This window comes from Rhodococcus sp. IEGM 1370 (assembly GCF_033142325.1).
Lineage (GTDB): Bacteria > Actinomycetota > Actinomycetes > Mycobacteriales > Mycobacteriaceae > Rhodococcoides.
Genome location: NZ_JAWLRY010000004.1, coordinates 85829 through 101433, shown reverse-complemented (window position 1 = coordinate 101433; position 15605 = coordinate 85829). Strand labels below are relative to the sequence as shown.

Sequence of the window (15605 nt, the reverse complement as noted above, 5' to 3'; positions counted from 1 at the left end):
AAGAAGCCCGCCACCGATGGTGACGGGCTTCCCCATGAAGCAGATGACGGCAGGCTTATTTGCCGAGTTTCCTGCGCTGCACGCGGGTACGACGAAGCAACTTTCGGTGCTTCTTCTTCGACATGCGCTTGCGACGCTTCTTGATCACTGAACCCATGCGGGTGTCCTCACGTTCTTCTCTAGCGTTTTCGCGCACGCCGTTTGCGTACGCCTACCTGACAACCAAGCCCTGAGGGCTTCGAGCCAAAAGCCTTGGTCACCGAGCTGGCGCTGGGGCCACGTACTCGCCCACGGCTGCACACCGGCTGGCTGGCACGACGAGCGCCAATCCTACCGGTGTGAACCAGGACTTACGAAACCGGCCCCACGTGCACTACTAGCCTGCGTCGAAGTACGAGGTCTCGAGATAGTCGTGGACCGCCTTGGCGTGCACACGAAAAGATCGACCCACTCGTACAGCGGGCAATTCTCCGCCGTGCACCAGCCGGTACACGGTCATTTTCGAAACCCTCATCAGCGTCGCCACTTCGGCGACCGTGAGGAACTGCGTTCCGGCCAGGGCCGGTTGACCGTCCGGGGACGAACCCTTGGACGGCTTGTTTATAGACGCCATCAATCCACATACCTCCGGCACGTCTCATGCGGCAGGCTTCCCCTCCTGCCGAACAGACACGCACGTGCTGCCTCCGAGCCTATAGGGACAGATGGGGTTACTGCGACGGGTGTGGGGAAAAGATTTTTTATTCTGCTGTGATGCCCATCTCAATGGATCGGGCATTTGCGGCACCGAGGGCATCGAAAAACGCTGCTCGGACGCCCTTTCTCTCCAATTCACGCACTGCTGCGGCTGTCGTTCCGCCGGGAGAAGTCACGGCGTACCGGAGCTCGCTCGCGCTCTCGTCGGAGCGATCGAGCATCGCTCCGGACCCCACCATCGTCTGAACCACGAGCGCCGACGCCACGTCGCGGCTCAATCCCAGGCCCACTCCGGCGTCGATCATGGCCTCGGCCACGAGGAAGAAGTAGGCCGGCCCGGAGCCGGACACGGCCGTCACGGCGTCGAGCTGGTTCTCCTTGACCACGACCACCTTGCCGACGGCCGAGAGGATCGAGCGCACGAGTTCGAGGTGCTCGGCGCGGGCGTACTTGCCCGGTGCCAACACGCTGACGCCCTCCCCCACCAGCATCGGGGTGTTGGGCATGACCCGAACGACCGGGAAGCCGGCGGGGAGCTTGGGCTCGAACTTGGCGGTAGGGACTCCTGCGGCCAGCGAGACGATGAGTTGTTCGCGATCGCCGTCGAGTTCGATTTTCGTGATCTCGGTCAGTGCCGCTTCGACGTCGGCCGGCTTGACCGCCAGCACGATCACATCGGCTCCCTCGGATGCGTCGCCGACGGTGGTGGTCAGTACTCCGAATTCCTTGGCGATCTCCTTGGCGCGGGCCTCGGACTTCTCGGCGACCACCAGATCGCGCACTGCGTGGCCGGACTCGAGGAGTCCCGCAATCAACGCCTCACCGATCCGTCCGCCGCCGATCACTGCAATTCTCGTCATACGACCAAGCCTGCCATGTCAGTTCGAGCGTGGCACCATCGCCAACTGTCTGCTCTGCACCACGACGGCACCGGTCGAATCCAGCACCACGTGGTCCTCCTCGAACCAGGTGCTGCCGATGACGGTGCTGGTCGCCGCCACACGCAGCCACCCCGGTGCCGGACGGCGTCGCAGGTAGGTCGTCAACTGCACGGTCGGAGCCCAACCGAACATTCCGCGGTTCATGGTCACCGGAGCCGAGATGTCTCCGGTCATCAGTGCGAACAGCACTGCGGTGTCGAGATCGGCCTCGTCGCCCGCGAAGGGACGCACCCACAGTCGAATCTCCGCCTCGCCCTGCTGGCCGGTCAGGAACGACGCCGACGCCGCGTCGATCCGCATCTCGCAGCCCTTGGCGACGTGCACGATCGACGCCATCGGATGATCGCCCGCCACCGCGAGGGTCTCGGCCGGCGGCTCGGCTGCCATCGACGCCAACGACGTCGGCGTCTCGTGGTGGGGTTCCTCGGAATCGGGACGACCGAGGGTCACCACCGCCCGCACGGCAACGCGTCCGGCCTGGGTGAGTTCGACGTCGACGTGCGAGACCTGACGGCCGCGCTTGCGTGCCACCGTCGTCAGCGCGACCTCGCCGGGATCGGGAGCGGCCAGGTAGCTGACGCTCACCGCGAGCGGCTGGATCTCGGCCTGCTCCGGGTCGGTCGTGACGATGTGCTTGCGCGCTGCTGCCGCGCAGACGGCGAGCATCACGCCGCCGTGCACCTTCGGACCGATGGTCCAGGTGGAGTCGATCGCGCCCGCGAACGACGCGGTGTCGGCGGCGACCTCGAGCGCGGTCAGGGTGGTGGCGGCGGTGAAGGGGCTGGCGGAACTCATTTCCGACAACTTACCGGCGGCCTCAGGACAGGTGTGCGCGGGCGAACTGCAGTGCTTGCCCGAGCATCGAGGAACGCTCGGGGACCGTCCGCGCGTTCTGTGTGTTGATCTCGATGACCGCCTGCCCTTCGAAGCCGCGGCGCACCAGTTCGGTGCACACCTCCACGCACGGTTGGCTGCCGTGGCCGGGGATCAGGTGCTCGTCCACCGATGCGCCCCGGCCGTCGGCCAGATGCAGGTGCGCGATGCCCTCGCCCATCCGGTCGAGCATCTCGAGCGCGTCGGAGCCTGCGGTGGCCGTGTGCGAGAGGTCGAGGGTGTAGTGCCCGTGGCCGACGTCGGTCGGGTCGTAGGAAGGCGAGAACGCCGACAGTGCCGCGCCCGGACCACCGCGTCGTTCGAGTCGCTGTGCGGATTTCTCCTTGCGCCCGAAGAAGCGGTCGGCGCGCATGGGGAACATGTTCTCCACGGCGACCACCACGTGCGAGTTCGATTCGAGTTCGGCGACCTGATCGGCGAAGCCGTCGCTGTACTTGCGTTGCCACCGGAACGGTGGGTGCACCACGACCGTCGCCGAGTCCAGCTTCTCGGCCGCCTCGACCGAGCGGGCGAGTTTGGTGACCGGATCGGATCCCCACACTCGCTGCGAGATCAGCAGACACGGCGCGTGGATGGCCTGCACCGGCATCGAGTACTCCCGCGAGAGCGCGGCCACCGCGTCGACGTCCTGGCTGACGGACTCGGCCCACACCATCAATTCGATGCCGTCGTACCCGAGCTCTGCCGCGTATCGGAACGCCGCCTCGGTGTTCTGCGGATAGACCGAGGCCGTGGACAGTCCTACCTGAATTCGCTTCGCGCCCATCGGTGTGCCGACTCAGCCGGTACTGAGTTGGAAGGCGAGCGGACCGAGCGTGACGAAGACACCGACCGCGATCGCGATGACGATCGAGATCAGATCGTCGGTGCGTCGCAGAATCCGCACCACCGCGACGAGCCCGACGATGACCAGCACCGACAGCACCAGAGCGACCCACGGCAACACGTCCCACAGTTGCTCGAAGCCCTTGAACAGCAGCGCGCCGACGGCGATCGACACCACGGCCTGACCGATCAGCACCAGCCATTGCCTTACGGCACCGCCCTTGCCCTTGACGGCCGCTGCCCGGCGGTCGGTCCGCGAGGCCGCAGTGGCGCTGTCGGCCTCCGCGTCCGGTGCGTCTTCGGTGTCGGTGTCGGCCTCGACGTCGGTCGCGGTCTTCGGTTCGTCGTCGATCTCCGGCTTCACGAGATCGACGACCTCGGTGGCGGCGGACGTATCGACCTTCGCCGACTCGTCGGCCGACTCGGCCGTCGTGTCGTCGGCGCGCGCAATGCGCGGAGACACCGCAGTCTTGGCCAGGTCGTCGACGTCGATGACCGCGGCACGCGGAGCGACGTCGGTGTTCGGCTCGACCACCTCGACCTGCCGCGAGGCTCGGAATCCCACAGGCTTGCGGGTCCGGCCCTGCTCGGCCGCGGTGGATCCGTACGGAAGCCGATCGGGCGCCGGCGCCGTGGACACAGCCGGGCGCTTGGACCGTTCGGTGTCGTCGTGCGAGCGGTTGAGCAGGTCACCGGCAACCGTGGTGGAGCCGGACAGCAGTTCCGGCTCGGGCTGCTGCTTCTCGCGCTTGCCTGCCGGTTGGAACGGGGTGGGGCGAGTGGTCTGCGGCTTGGCTGGTTGCGGCCGGGAAGAGACGGCGGCGGGTGCATCGTCCTCGGCCGCATCGCTGCTCTGCGGAGCTGCCGGGGCGACGTCGGGCGTCTCGGGCTCGGACGCGTCGGGTGCCGGGGACTCGACCACCGGGGCGCTGCGGTTACCGGGCTCGTCGCGTACGACGGGGATCTCACCGGTCAGCTCGGCGACGGAGATGCCGCCCTTGACGCCGCGGCGACGGCGACCGCCTGCGCTCAGGTTCGTCTTCTGACCGTTTCGAGCCAGCAGCTCGGCAACCGAGATCTGTCCGGTGTCCTCCGGGTTGGTGTCGCTCATCTCGAGCTCACCACCGGATCGCCGTCGGTTTCGGGGTCCAGCTTCCTCAACATCAAACCTTCCTTCAGCGCCCACGGGCATATCTCGGGTGACTCCACTGTCGATGCCCGCATGCTCGCCTCCGCTACCAGAGCCCCGGCCACCAGTGGTGGCGACCTGTCGGCGCTGACACCTTCCAATTCTGCACGGTCGGCCACGACGATCCGCGTTACGAACGCTACGAGTCGCCTCGAGCCGCGTCCGTACCGGCGTCGAGCACCCCTATTCGCACATGCCCACGGTACTGGGTCTACCGTCGACGTTTGTGACAGCAGGTCGTGAGCAGCAGTCGTTCGCTGCAGAGGTCGAGATGGATTTCCCGCGAGAATGGGTCGAGTTTCCCGACCCCGACAATTCGGAACACCTCATCGCTGCGGATCTGACGTGGTTGTTGTCCAACTGGACCTGCGTGTTCGGAACTCCGGCCTGTCAGGGAACCGTCGAGGGCCGCCCCGACGACGGTTGTTGCTCCCACGGCGCTTTCCTGTCCGACGAGGACGACAAACGCAAGCTCGACGAGTCCGTGAAGTTGCTCACTCCGCAGGACTGGCAGCTCATGGACAAGGGTCTGGGCAAGAAGGGATACGTCGAATACGACGATCTCGACGACGAGCAGTCGCTGCGGACGCGGCGCTACAAGGGTGCCTGCATCTTCCAGAACCGTCCCGGGTTCGAGGGCGGAATCGGGTGCGCCCTGCACTCGATGGCGCTCCGCAAGGGCATCGAGCCGCTCGAGGTCAAGCCCGACGTGTGCTGGCAGCTGCCGATCCGACGTACCCAGGACTGGGTGACGCGGCCGGACGGCTCCGAAATCCTCAAGACCACGATCGGCGAGTACGACCGACGCGGCTGGGGCGAAGGCGGTCTCGATCTGCACTGGTATTGCTCGGGCTCGCCCGATGCGCACGTCGGCTCGAAGCAGGTGTTCGAGTCCTACAAGCCGGAATTGACCGAACTACTCGGCAAGGCGGCGTACGACGAACTGGCATCGTTGTGCAAGCGTCGCCGCGGTCTGGGTCTGATAGCAGTGCATCCGGCCACTCGTGAGGCGCAGCGCCGATAGAGCGGCTGCGCCGCACGTGAGCGAAACCTCGTAGCCCACTACGAAGTTCCGCGCACATGCCGCAGGCTCTACCCTTCGAGTTTGTAGCCCAGTCCGCGCACGGTGACGAGGTGTTCCGGCTTGGCCGGGTCCGCTTCGATCTTCGAGCGCAGTCGCTTGACGTGCACGTCGAGGGTCTTCGTGTCGCCCACGTAGTCGGCTCCCCACACGCGGTCGATCAACTGTCCGCGGGTCAGCACTCGACCGGAGTTGCGCAGCAGGTACTCGAGCAGATCGAATTCCTTGAGCGGCAACGTGATCTGCTCGGATCCGACCATCACCACGTGACGTTCGACGTCCATGCGCACCGGTCCGGCTTCGAGCACTCCGGTATCGACTCCACCGTCGACCTCGGCGTCGGAGCCGCGCCGCAGAACTGCGCGGATGCGAGCGATGAGTTCGCGTGCCGAGTACGGCTTGGTGACGTAGTCGTCGGCACCGAGTTCGAGTCCGACGACCTTGTCGATCTCACTGTCACGTGCGGTCACCATGATCACGGGAACGCCTGAGCGCGAACGCAGTTGCTTGCACACATCGGTTCCGCTCATGCCGGGGAGCATGAGGTCGAGCAGCACGATGTCTGCTCCTGCGCGATCGAATTCCGCGAGCGCCGACGGTCCGTCTCCGACGACCGTGGCCTCGAAGCCTTCCTTGCGGAGCAGGAAGGCCAATGGATCGGCCAACGACTCTTCGTCTTCCACGATCAGAACGTTGGTCACTGATTCTCTCTTTCTGTAACCGAAGCGTCGTCTTCTTCTTCGAAGTACGCAGGGATCTGGAGGGTGAAGGTGGATCCGGTGCCCAGCTTGCTCCACAGCGAAATGCTGCCGTTGTGGTTGGCTGCGACGTGTTTGGCGATGGCCAGGCCGAGGCCTGTGCCGCCGGTTGCCCGCGACCGAGCTTTGTCGACGCGGAAGAATCTCTCGAAGACGCGTTCCTGGTCTTCTTTGGCGATGCCGATGCCGCGGTCGGTGACGGCGAACGCCACGTTGTCTCCGCGCAGGGCTCGGCTCACCGACACCGGCGCACCGTCCGAGGAGTAGGCGATGGCGTTCTGGATGAGGTTGGCCAGGGCCGTCACCAGCAGCGCTTGGTCGCCGAGAACTTCGAGGCCGCTCGGGTGGTCGGTGGTGACGGAGATTCCGGCGTTCTCGGCGGCGAGTTTGGATCGATCCATCGCCTCGTTGACGACGGTGTCGACGTCGACGACCTCGAGGTCGGGTAGCTTCTCGGCACCCTGCAGGCGGGACAGTGCGATCAGTTCGGTCACCATGTTGCCGAGCCGTTTGGATTCGGCGACGACCTTGCCGCCGAAGTGCCTCACCGAGTCGGGGTCGTCTGCGGATTCGAGCAGCGCCTCGGCCAGCAGGCTCATCGCGCCGACGGGAGTCTTGAGTTCGTGGCTGACGTTGGCCACGAAGTCCCGACGCGTCGCCTCCATCCGGACCTGCTCGGAATCGTCGTCGGCGAACAGCACGACGAAGCGTTTGTCTTCCTTGCTGAGCAGCCGGGCGACACAGCGGACGGCGATCTTGTCTCGGCCGGTTCTCGGGTTCTTCGAGCTCAGGTCCACTTCGACGGGGTTGCCGTCGGCGAGGACCTTGAGGACGGCGTCCCACGCCCGATCGTCGATCAGCCGGTTACGCACCAGCCCCAACTCCTCGGCGCGCGGGTTGAACAGCACGACGTCGTGAAATTGGTCGACGACGGCGATGCCGCTCTCCGATGCGAGGACGATCAGGTCCAGCACCTGGGACATCGTCAGGCCGGACGTGGCTCGGCGACGCTCCGAGTGTCGAGTGTTGAGGTACGGGATCAGAACACCGCCGACGAGGTATCCCACGAAGGCCGTGGCGATAGCCAGTAGTACGGCCGATGCAACACTCACACCGGAATCGTACGTTCGATGGACAGCTCACATACGCAGGGTGCAGGCATTTCCCTGGTCGTCATAGTCCCCGTCGGCAGTGTTCTTCGATCGTTCACCTGCAGTTACGACAAAACGTCGGTTTGGGCGTGGTGGAGCTACTTACCGCCCTGGTTTGCCACGGCAGCTGCACCTGCAGCCGCTGCTTCGGGGTCGAGGTAGGTGCCGCCGGGGTTGGTGGGCTTCAGCTTGCCGCCGGATTCGGTGAGGTCGTACTTCAGCGGAATGCCGGTGGGGATGTTGAGCTCGGCGATATCGGCGTCGGAGATCTCGTCGAGGTACTTCACGAGAGCGCGCAGCGAGTTACCGTGCGCGGCGACGAGGACGTTTTTGCCGGCCTTCAGATCGGCGACGATCGTCTCCTCGAAGTACGGGATCAGGCGCTCGACGACGTCTGCGAGGCATTCGGTCAGCGGAACGCTGTCCAGGTCCGCGTAGCGCGGATCGGCGTCCTGGCTGTGCTCGCTGCCGATCTCGATGGGCGGCGGCGGGGTGTCGTAGCTACGACGCCACAGCATGAACTGCTCGTTGCCGTACTTGTCCTTGGTCTCGGCCTTGTTCAGTCCCTGCAGTGCGCCGTAGTGCCGTTCGTTCAGACGCCAGTCGCGGACGACGGGAATCCAGTGCCGGTCGGCGGCGTCGAGTGCGAGGTTGGCGGTGCTGATCGCGCGACGCAGCAGCGAGGTGTACAGCAGGTCGGGCAGGATGCCTGCCTCGGCGAGGAGCTGACCGGCGCGCTTGCCCTCGGCCTCGCCCTTCTCGGTCAGTCGCACGTCCACCCAACCGGTGAACTGGTTGGACGCATTCCATTCGCTCTCGCCGTGACGAAGCAGAATCAAGGTTCCGATACTCATGTGGTCAGTTTCTCATGTTCCACTCCCGTTGGCCCGCGTGCGACCAGGACCCCGACGACGACGATCATCACGACGGCGGTGAGGGTGATCGGGATGGGGATGACGGGGTCGAACAACACGAGCACGGACCAGGTCATCCGATTCGCGAATGTTGTCTCGATTGTGTTGCGAGAGTTGCTATTACGGACATTTCAGACAATATTCGACGCTTCGCTGCGGGGGTCGCGCGGGGTCGCGGGACCTCACACCCTTTTTGCCGACCGAGCGCCCGAGTTCACGTCATGCCAGGGGTGTGAGGTGTGCAGAAAGGGTGTGAGGTTGCGGGCTATCCGCCCAGACCCGACCCGATATCGCCGATCCGAGCTCCCACACTCCGATCGACTTGTTCGGTCTCGACGAAATAGCGTCGAAACACCGATCGCATCAATTGAACGACCTCGATGTGTTGCCTGATCGCCACAGCCGCCGACCTTTCTTCCCCATCGGCAAGTCGTTTGAACTTGCGACCCAGCTGTTGGGCTGACGGAAGCGTGCCGAAGGCTTCGAGATCCACGAGAAACTCCGTCTTTTGCAACATGCCATTCAGGTGTCTGAGGTATTCGGCGCACGCCTGGTCACACTCGAACGCCACGCCCTCCGGAATCTCGAGCGCCCCCGCGGCCGCCTGCTCGGACAGGTTGCGCCACTGCTGCATCAACGCTGCAAGACTATCGACGTTAGTTTCCACCAAAGCCTCCTTCAGTCAACTTGCTGCCGGAGGCAGCGACGAGTGCAGTGAGCCTGCGATCCGCATGATCTCCACACATGGGTCGCCCTGTGGCTCTTCGGAACCCATTGTGTCGAGAACGAAGTACACCAGTCCCTGTTCAACTTCGAGCGCGAATCCGCAACTGCGACCGGAAGGTCGGTCTGCGCGCAGAAACTCATAGCCGCCCAGTTCCTCGACCTTCGAGAACTGGCCGAAGCGGTCGTTATTCCGGAGATCGTCCAATGACTGGAAGCCCGAGAACACTCCCAGGAAATACCACGACCCGGGGTCAGGATCCGTCCAGATACAGGTCATCCAATCGTCGGACAGCGGCGCGTCTCCGAACAGATTCGTACTCTTGCTCTCCACATCCAACCCCGCAGCCTCGACGGCACTGTCCGGAATGGCGCAGGGATCCCACGGCTCGTCGGCCACCGGTGTCGCAACCACCGAGCTCGTCGACGACTCCGCAACCGGCGCATCCTCGGTCGCCCCGCCACATCCAGCGACCGACGCCACCACCCCGACCAGACCTGCCACCCACCACCGCGTCACGCTCACACCGCTCCCCTTCGTCGAACCCACCCACCCCTTGGACGCGGCGAACACCCACCCGGTACCAGCAACCTCACACACCTAGTGCCAACCGCGCGCCCACACTCGGCTCGGATCACAGCCGCGCAGTCCACAAAAAGGGTGTGAGGTCCCCCAGCAACTGCACACGAACAACACCCCGCCCCACTGAGTGTGGGACGGGGTGTCGATGTGAATCGGAGTCTTACTTTCCGGCCTCCGCGGCGCGCAGATCCTTGCGCAGAATCTTGCCGGCCGCGGACTTCGGGACGATGTCGATGAACTCGACGCGTCGCACCTTCTTGTGCGGCGACACGCGCTCGGCGACGAAGGCGATGATGCCCTCTTCGTCGATGGTGGCACCCTGCTGGCGGACGACGAATGCCTTGGGGATTTCTTCGCCCTCGTCGTCGAGCACACCGATGACGGCGGCGTCGGCGATCTCCTCGTGTGTCAGCAGCAGGGCTTCGAGCTCGGCCGGGGGCACCTGGTAGCCCTTGTACTTGATCAGTTCCTTGAGGCGGTCGACGATGTAGACGACGCCCTCCGGATCGACGACGGCGATGTCGCCGGTGTGCAGGTAACCGTCGGAGTCGAGGGTTTCGGCGGTGGCGGTGGGGTTGTTGAGGTACCCGACCATCACGTTCGGTCCCTTGACCCACAGCTCACCGGGCTTGCTCAATCCCTCTGTGGGCAGCTCGATCTCCTCGAGCGTGCCCGGGTCGACGAGCTTGTTCTCGGTGTTCGCCAGCGGCTGACCCACCGAGCTGAGCGGCATGTCGTCGCGATCGAACGGGATGGCGTGGCTGACGGGGCTGAGCTCGCTCATGCCGTAGCCCTGACGCACTCGCGTGTTCAGACGCTTCGCGACGGCCTTGCCGAGCTCCTCGTCCAGCGGTGCCGCACCGGAGAAGATGGTGTGCACGCTGGAGAGGTCGTACTGATCGATCATCGGGTGCTTGGCGAGCGCGACGGCCACCGGCGGTGCGATGAACAGGTACGTCAGCTTCTGATCCTGAATGATCCGCAGGAATTCGACGAGGTCGAACTTCGGCATCGTCACCAGGTGCGCGCGCAGCTTGAGGGCGATGTTGAGCAGCACCGTCAGGCCGTAGATGTGGAAGAACGGCAGCAGCGCCAGGATCGCGTCGTTGCTGTCGATGCCCACGCGCGGTTCCATCTGCGCCACGTTCGCGACGAGGTTGCGGTGGGTGAGGATGACGCCCTTCGGCACACCCGTCGTACCGGAGGAGTACGGCAGCACTGCGACGTGTGTCGCCGGATCGAACGAGACCTCGGGGGCAGGTGCACCCTGGGTGAGCAGGTCGCGCAGGTTCGGGTGGCCCTCTGCGCCGTCGAGCACGATGACGTGATCGGCGTCGAGGCCGACCTTCTCCGCGGCAGCCTTGGCCTGCGGGTACAGCGGGGAGACGGTGAACAGGAACTTCGCGCCGGAGCCGGTGAGCTGCTTGGCGATGTCCTCGGCCGTGTACAGCGCGTTGATGGTCGTTGCGGTTCCGCCTGCGCGCAGGATGCCGTGCAGCACCGACGCGAACGCGGGCACGTTCGGCGAGTGGAGTCCGACGACGTCGCCGACTTCGAGTCCACGTGCGGCCAGAGCACCCGCGATGGCGTCGATCTGACCGATCAGCGTCTTGTACGTGGTGACGTCACCCGAGGTTCCGTCGATCAGTGCAGGCTTGTCGAGGTCGGACTCGGCGATCGATCCGAACAGGAAGTCGTAGACGCTGAGGTCGGGAATCTCGACATCGGGAAAGGGACTGCGGAAGCTCATGGCTCTCCTTCGAAAAACGGCGGCAACAATGACCGAACCCTACAGTGAAAGCGGTCACAACGGACAGCGACCCTACCGCTGAGTCAGGTAGTGCGGGCGCTAACTTCGCGACGCGTACGGTTTGCCTGCCGCGGCCGGCCCACGAACATGGCCCACCAGGCCTGCGACGGCGAAAATGGTCACCACGTAGGGCAGCATCAACATGAATTCGCTGGGCACGGGCGAGCCGATGATGCCCAGTACGTTCTGCAGGTTCGACGCGAATCCGAAGAGCAGTGCGGCCAGCGTCGCGCGTACCGGATCCCAGCGGCCGAAGATCACTGCGGCGAGAGCGATGTAGCCGGCACCGGCTGTCATCTCCTTGCCGAAGGCGCCGACGGAACCGAGGGTGAAGTACGCACCACCGAGTCCGGCGATGGCACCGGCGAGGCAGACGTTCCAGAACCGGGTGCGTGCGACGTTGATTCCGACGGTGTCGGCGGCTTGGGGATGCTCGCCGACGGCGCGCAGTCGCAGTCCCCACTTGGTGTGAAACAGGCCGAAGAACACGAGCGCGACGGCGATGTACATCAGGTACACGATGAGTGTCTGCCGAAACAGGACCGGTCCGAGAATCGGAATCTGCGAGAGCACCGGGATGTCGATGCGCCCGAACCGTGGTGGCGAGTTGAGCGTCTCGGCGTTCTTGGTCAGCACCACCGAGTACAGGAAGCTGGTCAATCCGACGACCAGCACGTTGAGCACCACACCCACGATGACCTGGTTGACGAAGTAGCGGATGGAGAACACCGCCAGCAACGACGCGGTCAGCGCTCCGGCGATCAGAGCGGCGAGCAGTGCGACATAGGTCGAACCGGTGATCGACGCGACGACGGCGCTGACGAAAGCACCAGCGAGAAGCTGACCTTCGATGGCGATGTTGATGACGCCGACTCGCTCGGAGATGACGCCGCCCATGGCACCGAAGATCAGGGGCGTGCTCAAAGCGACTGCGCCGATGAGCAATCCGGGCACCGGGATGGTCTCGCCATCCGCTGCCCAGGCGAGGAAACCGAAGACGAACAGCACCGCGAACACGGCCAGCAGCCACAGTGGCGTCGAGCGGTACTGCGAGGCGAGGAACGCCGCGTAGCCGGTGATGACGGCCAGCAGTACCACCACGACGAGACCGGTGCCGTACGACGGCACGCCCACTGCCGGCAGTGCGAAGAAGTCGTCCTCTGACGCCAGCGCGAATGTGCTTGTTCCCGAGCCCTTTCGGACCACGAACAGCAGCAGGGCCAGCAGCGTCACGAGTCCGAGGATCGACGGTACCTTCCAGCTCCGGCCGAGTACCGCTTCAGCGGCGGTGTCGGTCGAGGTGGTCACAGTGCACCCACCTTCGCGGTCTCGGCTTTCGCGAGTTTCTCTTCTCCTGGTTTCGGCAATCGGAACACGGCTCGCACGAGCGGCGGTGCGGCGATGAACAGCACGATCACGGACTGCACGACGAGCACGATGTCGATGGGGATGCCCTCTCCTGCCTGCATCGCGAATCCGCCGGCCTTGAACGCGCCGAACAGGATTCCCGCGACGAACACGCCCCACGGTTTCGATCGGCCGAGCAGTGCGACGGTGATGGCGTCGAATCCGATGCCTGCGTCGATGTCGGCGCTGAAGCCGGTGGTGACGGTGCCCAGTACCTGCGACACTCCGGCCAGACCGACGAGCGCACCGGACATGATCATGGCGTACAGGTATATCCGGTTGACGTTCATACCGGCAACGCGGGACGCGTGCGGGTTCTCGCCGACAGCGCGGAAACGGAATCCGAGGCTCGATCGCTCGAGCAGCCACCACACCGCGATCGTCACGAAGATCACCAGCACGAAACCGAGGTGCAGGCTGTATCGGTCGCCGAAGAGCTTCGGGAACACCGCCGTCGACGCGATGGGCGCGGTCTTGGGGTTGTTCGATCCCGGGGCCTGCAGAGCGCCGGGAGTGCGTAGGAGGTACGCGACGAGATAGAACGCGATGTAGTTGAGCATGATGGTGACGATTACCTCGTGTGCGCCGGTGCGCGCCTTGAGGAATCCGGCGATGCCGCCCCACACTGCGCCGCCGAGAACACCGGCGAGAACGGCGACCAACAGGTGCAACCCGGCAGGCAGGTTCACGCCGAACCCGACCCAGCCGGCGCACGCCGCGGCGATGAGCATCTGGCCTCGACCACCGATGTTGAACATGCCGACACGGAAGGCAAGGGCCACACCGAGTCCGGCGACGATCAGCGGGGTGGCGAAGGTCAGAGTCTCCATCAGTGGCCGGATGCCGTTCTCGAATCCGGGTCGTCGGAAGTTGTAGACCGAACCCTGGAACAGCGACGAGTACGCCCCGGAGACAGAATCCCAGATCGCCGTCAGCATGTCCGAGGGACGGGAGAAGAAGTACCCGGCCGATTCCTGGACGCCGGAGTTGGTGGCGGCGATGAGCACCGCACCCACGATCAGCGCGAGGAGTACTGCGAGAACCGAGATGATCGCACTGCCGGTGAAGATCTGCCGAAGCACCACATGCGCTTTCGACGGTTCCTGGGATTTGGGGGGCTGTTCGGCCTCACTCACCACGTTCACCGCCCATCATCAAGCCGAGTGTTTCGCGGGACGTATCCCCGGGGACGATTCCCACGATTGCTCCTCGATACATGACGGCGATGCGGTCGGCCAGTGCGGCGACCTCGTCCAGTTCGCTCGACACCACGATGACCGGGATCCCCGAATCCCGGGTGGCGACGATGCGCTTGTGTACGAATTCGATGGATCCCACGTCGATTCCGCGAGTGGGCTGCGCTGCGACGAACAGACGCAGGTCTCGGCTCAGCTCTCGCGCAAGCACAACCTTCTGCTGATTGCCACCGGAGAGGCGTCCGACGGCGGTGCCGATTCCCGGTGCGCGAACGTCGAATTCGCTGAGCTTCTCCGACGCGAACGTCTCGAGATACTCGCGCTGCACCGCACCGCGCCGCACGAACGGCATGCTGTTGGAACGATCGAGCATCAGGTTCTCCGCGATGGAGAACTCGCCCACCAAGCCGTCCACGGTCCGATCCTCCGGAACGAAGCCGACGCCGGCGTCGAGCACGTCCTGCACCGTCGACCCGACCAGCGAGTTGCCGTCGAGGCTGATCTTGCCGGATACGTTGTCCTGCAACCCGAGTAGGGCTTCGACGAACTCGGTCTGACCGTTGCCCTGCACGCCGGCGATGGCCAGGATCTCCCCCGCCGCGACTTCGAGGCTGACGTCGTCGACGGTCTTGTTGCCCTGGGCGTCGAAGACCGACAGGTTCTCGACCACCAACGCCGCAGCACCGGGCGTGGCCGGGTCCTTCGAAACGGTCAGCTGCACATCTCGTCCCACCATCAACGCAGCGAGCTCGGTGTTGCTGGCGGTCGGCTTCGCTTCTCCGACGACCTTGCCGAGCCGGATGACGGTGATCTTGTCGGCTACTTCGCGCACTTCGCGCAACTTGTGGGTGATGAAGACGATCGTGGTGCCCGACGCCGCGAGTTCCCGCATGATCCGCATCAGATCGTCGGTTTCCTGCGGAGTCAGGACGGCCGTCGGCTCGTCGAACACGAGCACCTTGGCCTCACGAGAGAGTGCCTTGACGATCTCGACCCGCTGCTGCACGCCGACGGGGAGGTCGTCGACGAGAGCATCGGGATCGAGGTCGAAGCCGAACCTCGCGGATATCTCCCGCACCAGCTTCCGCGCTGCCACGAGGTCGAGACGTCCACCGAGCGAGGTGGTTTCGTTGCCGAGCACGATGTTCTCGGCAACGGTGAACACCGGAATCAGCATGAAGTGCTGATGCACCATGCCGATCCCGGCAGTCATGGCCTCGCCCGGTCCGGCGAAGTTCTGCTCGACGTCGTCGAGCAGGATCTGGCCCTCCTCGGCGCGATACAGACCGCTGAGCACGTTCATCAACGTGGACTTGCCTGCACCGTTCTCGCCGAGGAGGCAGTGGATCTCGCCGGATTCGACAGTCAGATCGATGTGGTCGTTGGCAACCAACGAGCCGAATCGTTTGGTGATACCGCGAAGTTCGAGCTTCATGA

At 64.7% G+C, this 15605-nt stretch carries 17 protein-coding genes and 1 pseudogene; 1 reads left to right on the top strand and 17 read right to left on the bottom strand.

Annotation, left to right across the window (positions count from 1 at the left end; translation table 11 throughout):
- Positions 1 to 55: 55 nt before the first annotated feature.
- The 7 genes and pseudogenes from R4P47_RS08720 to R4P47_RS08690 form a co-directional block, all read right to left on the bottom strand.
- Positions 56 to 157, bottom strand: coding sequence for a 30S ribosomal protein bS22 (locus R4P47_RS08720; RefSeq protein WP_003402602.1), 102 nt, complete (start codon positions 155 to 157; stop codon positions 56 to 58).
- A 219-nt stretch (positions 158 to 376) separates the two neighbouring features.
- Positions 377 to 613, bottom strand: a complete 237-nt coding sequence (locus tag R4P47_RS08715) for a helix-turn-helix domain-containing protein (protein ID WP_008713658.1) — start codon at positions 611 to 613, stop codon at positions 377 to 379.
- Positions 614 to 740: 127 nt separating this feature from the next.
- Entirely contained in the window at positions 741 to 1556 is an 816-nt protein-coding gene (gene proC / locus R4P47_RS08710) for a pyrroline-5-carboxylate reductase (RefSeq protein ID WP_068282380.1), read from the bottom strand.
- A gap of 18 nt (positions 1557 to 1574) precedes the next feature.
- On the bottom strand, positions 1575 to 2432 hold the full coding sequence (locus tag R4P47_RS08705) for a thioesterase family protein (RefSeq protein ID WP_317784548.1): 858 nt from the start codon (positions 2430 to 2432) through the stop codon (positions 1575 to 1577).
- Between the two features lie 22 nt (positions 2433 to 2454).
- Positions 2455 to 3297, bottom strand: coding sequence for a sugar phosphate isomerase/epimerase family protein (locus R4P47_RS08700; protein ID WP_283347893.1), 843 nt, complete (start codon positions 3295 to 3297; stop codon positions 2455 to 2457).
- Positions 3298 to 3309: 12 nt separating this feature from the next.
- Entirely contained in the window at positions 3310 to 4467 is a 1158-nt protein-coding gene (locus R4P47_RS08695) for a hypothetical protein (protein ID WP_317548407.1), read from the bottom strand.
- Positions 4464 to 4703, bottom strand: a pseudogene (locus R4P47_RS08690) (hypothetical protein); the annotation flags it as partial. The pseudogene R4P47_RS08690 and the gene R4P47_RS08695, both read right to left, overlap by 4 nt.
- A gap of 113 nt (positions 4704 to 4816) precedes the next feature.
- Here R4P47_RS08690 and R4P47_RS08685 point away from each other — a divergent pair.
- A complete protein-coding gene (locus R4P47_RS08685) occupies positions 4817 to 5569 on the top strand; it encodes a hypothetical protein (RefSeq protein WP_179276371.1) in 753 nt (250 codons plus the stop codon).
- A 68-nt stretch (positions 5570 to 5637) separates the two neighbouring features.
- Here the strand turns inward: R4P47_RS08685 and R4P47_RS08680 are convergent, their stop codons facing one another.
- From R4P47_RS08680 to R4P47_RS08635, 10 genes are all read right to left on the bottom strand, one after another.
- Positions 5638 to 6327, bottom strand: coding sequence for a response regulator transcription factor (locus tag R4P47_RS08680; RefSeq protein ID WP_032380369.1), 690 nt, complete (start codon positions 6325 to 6327; stop codon positions 5638 to 5640).
- A complete protein-coding gene (locus tag R4P47_RS08675) occupies positions 6324 to 7496 on the bottom strand; it encodes a sensor histidine kinase (protein ID WP_283347895.1) in 1173 nt (390 codons plus the stop codon). The genes R4P47_RS08680 and R4P47_RS08675 overlap by 4 nt, the downstream gene beginning before the upstream one ends.
- Before the next feature lie 137 nt (positions 7497 to 7633).
- On the bottom strand, positions 7634 to 8389 hold the full coding sequence (locus tag R4P47_RS08670; protein ID WP_094614028.1) for a phosphoglyceromutase: 756 nt from the start codon (positions 8387 to 8389) through the stop codon (positions 7634 to 7636).
- Positions 8386 to 8526 carry a hypothetical protein gene (locus R4P47_RS08665; RefSeq protein ID WP_317784547.1) on the bottom strand — a complete coding sequence of 47 codons (141 nt, stop codon included), beginning with the start codon at positions 8524 to 8526 and terminating at the stop codon, positions 8386 to 8388. The genes R4P47_RS08670 and R4P47_RS08665 overlap by 4 nt, the downstream gene beginning before the upstream one ends.
- 188 nt (positions 8527 to 8714) lie before the next feature.
- Complete coding sequence (locus R4P47_RS08660) at positions 8715 to 9116, bottom strand: hypothetical protein (RefSeq protein WP_317784546.1); 402 nt, start codon at positions 9114 to 9116, stop codon at positions 8715 to 8717.
- Positions 9117 to 9131: 15 nt separating this feature from the next.
- Complete coding sequence (locus R4P47_RS08655; RefSeq protein WP_317784545.1) at positions 9132 to 9698, bottom strand: DUF3558 domain-containing protein; 567 nt, start codon at positions 9696 to 9698, stop codon at positions 9132 to 9134.
- A gap of 217 nt (positions 9699 to 9915) precedes the next feature.
- A complete protein-coding gene (locus R4P47_RS08650) occupies positions 9916 to 11505 on the bottom strand; it encodes an AMP-binding protein (protein ID WP_317784544.1) in 1590 nt (529 codons plus the stop codon).
- Positions 11506 to 11604: 99 nt separating this feature from the next.
- Positions 11605 to 12873: an ABC transporter permease gene (locus R4P47_RS08645; RefSeq protein WP_269595722.1), complete on the bottom strand. Its 1269-nt coding sequence runs from the start codon at positions 12871 to 12873 to the stop codon at positions 11605 to 11607.
- Positions 12870 to 14108, bottom strand: coding sequence for an ABC transporter permease (locus R4P47_RS08640; RefSeq protein ID WP_317548394.1), 1239 nt, complete (start codon positions 14106 to 14108; stop codon positions 12870 to 12872). The genes R4P47_RS08645 and R4P47_RS08640 overlap by 4 nt, the downstream gene beginning before the upstream one ends.
- A complete protein-coding gene (locus R4P47_RS08635; protein ID WP_317784543.1) occupies positions 14101 to 15603 on the bottom strand; it encodes an ABC transporter ATP-binding protein in 1503 nt (500 codons plus the stop codon). Before R4P47_RS08635 ends, R4P47_RS08640 begins: the two co-directional genes overlap by 8 nt.
- Positions 15604 to 15605: the final 2 nt, after the last annotated feature.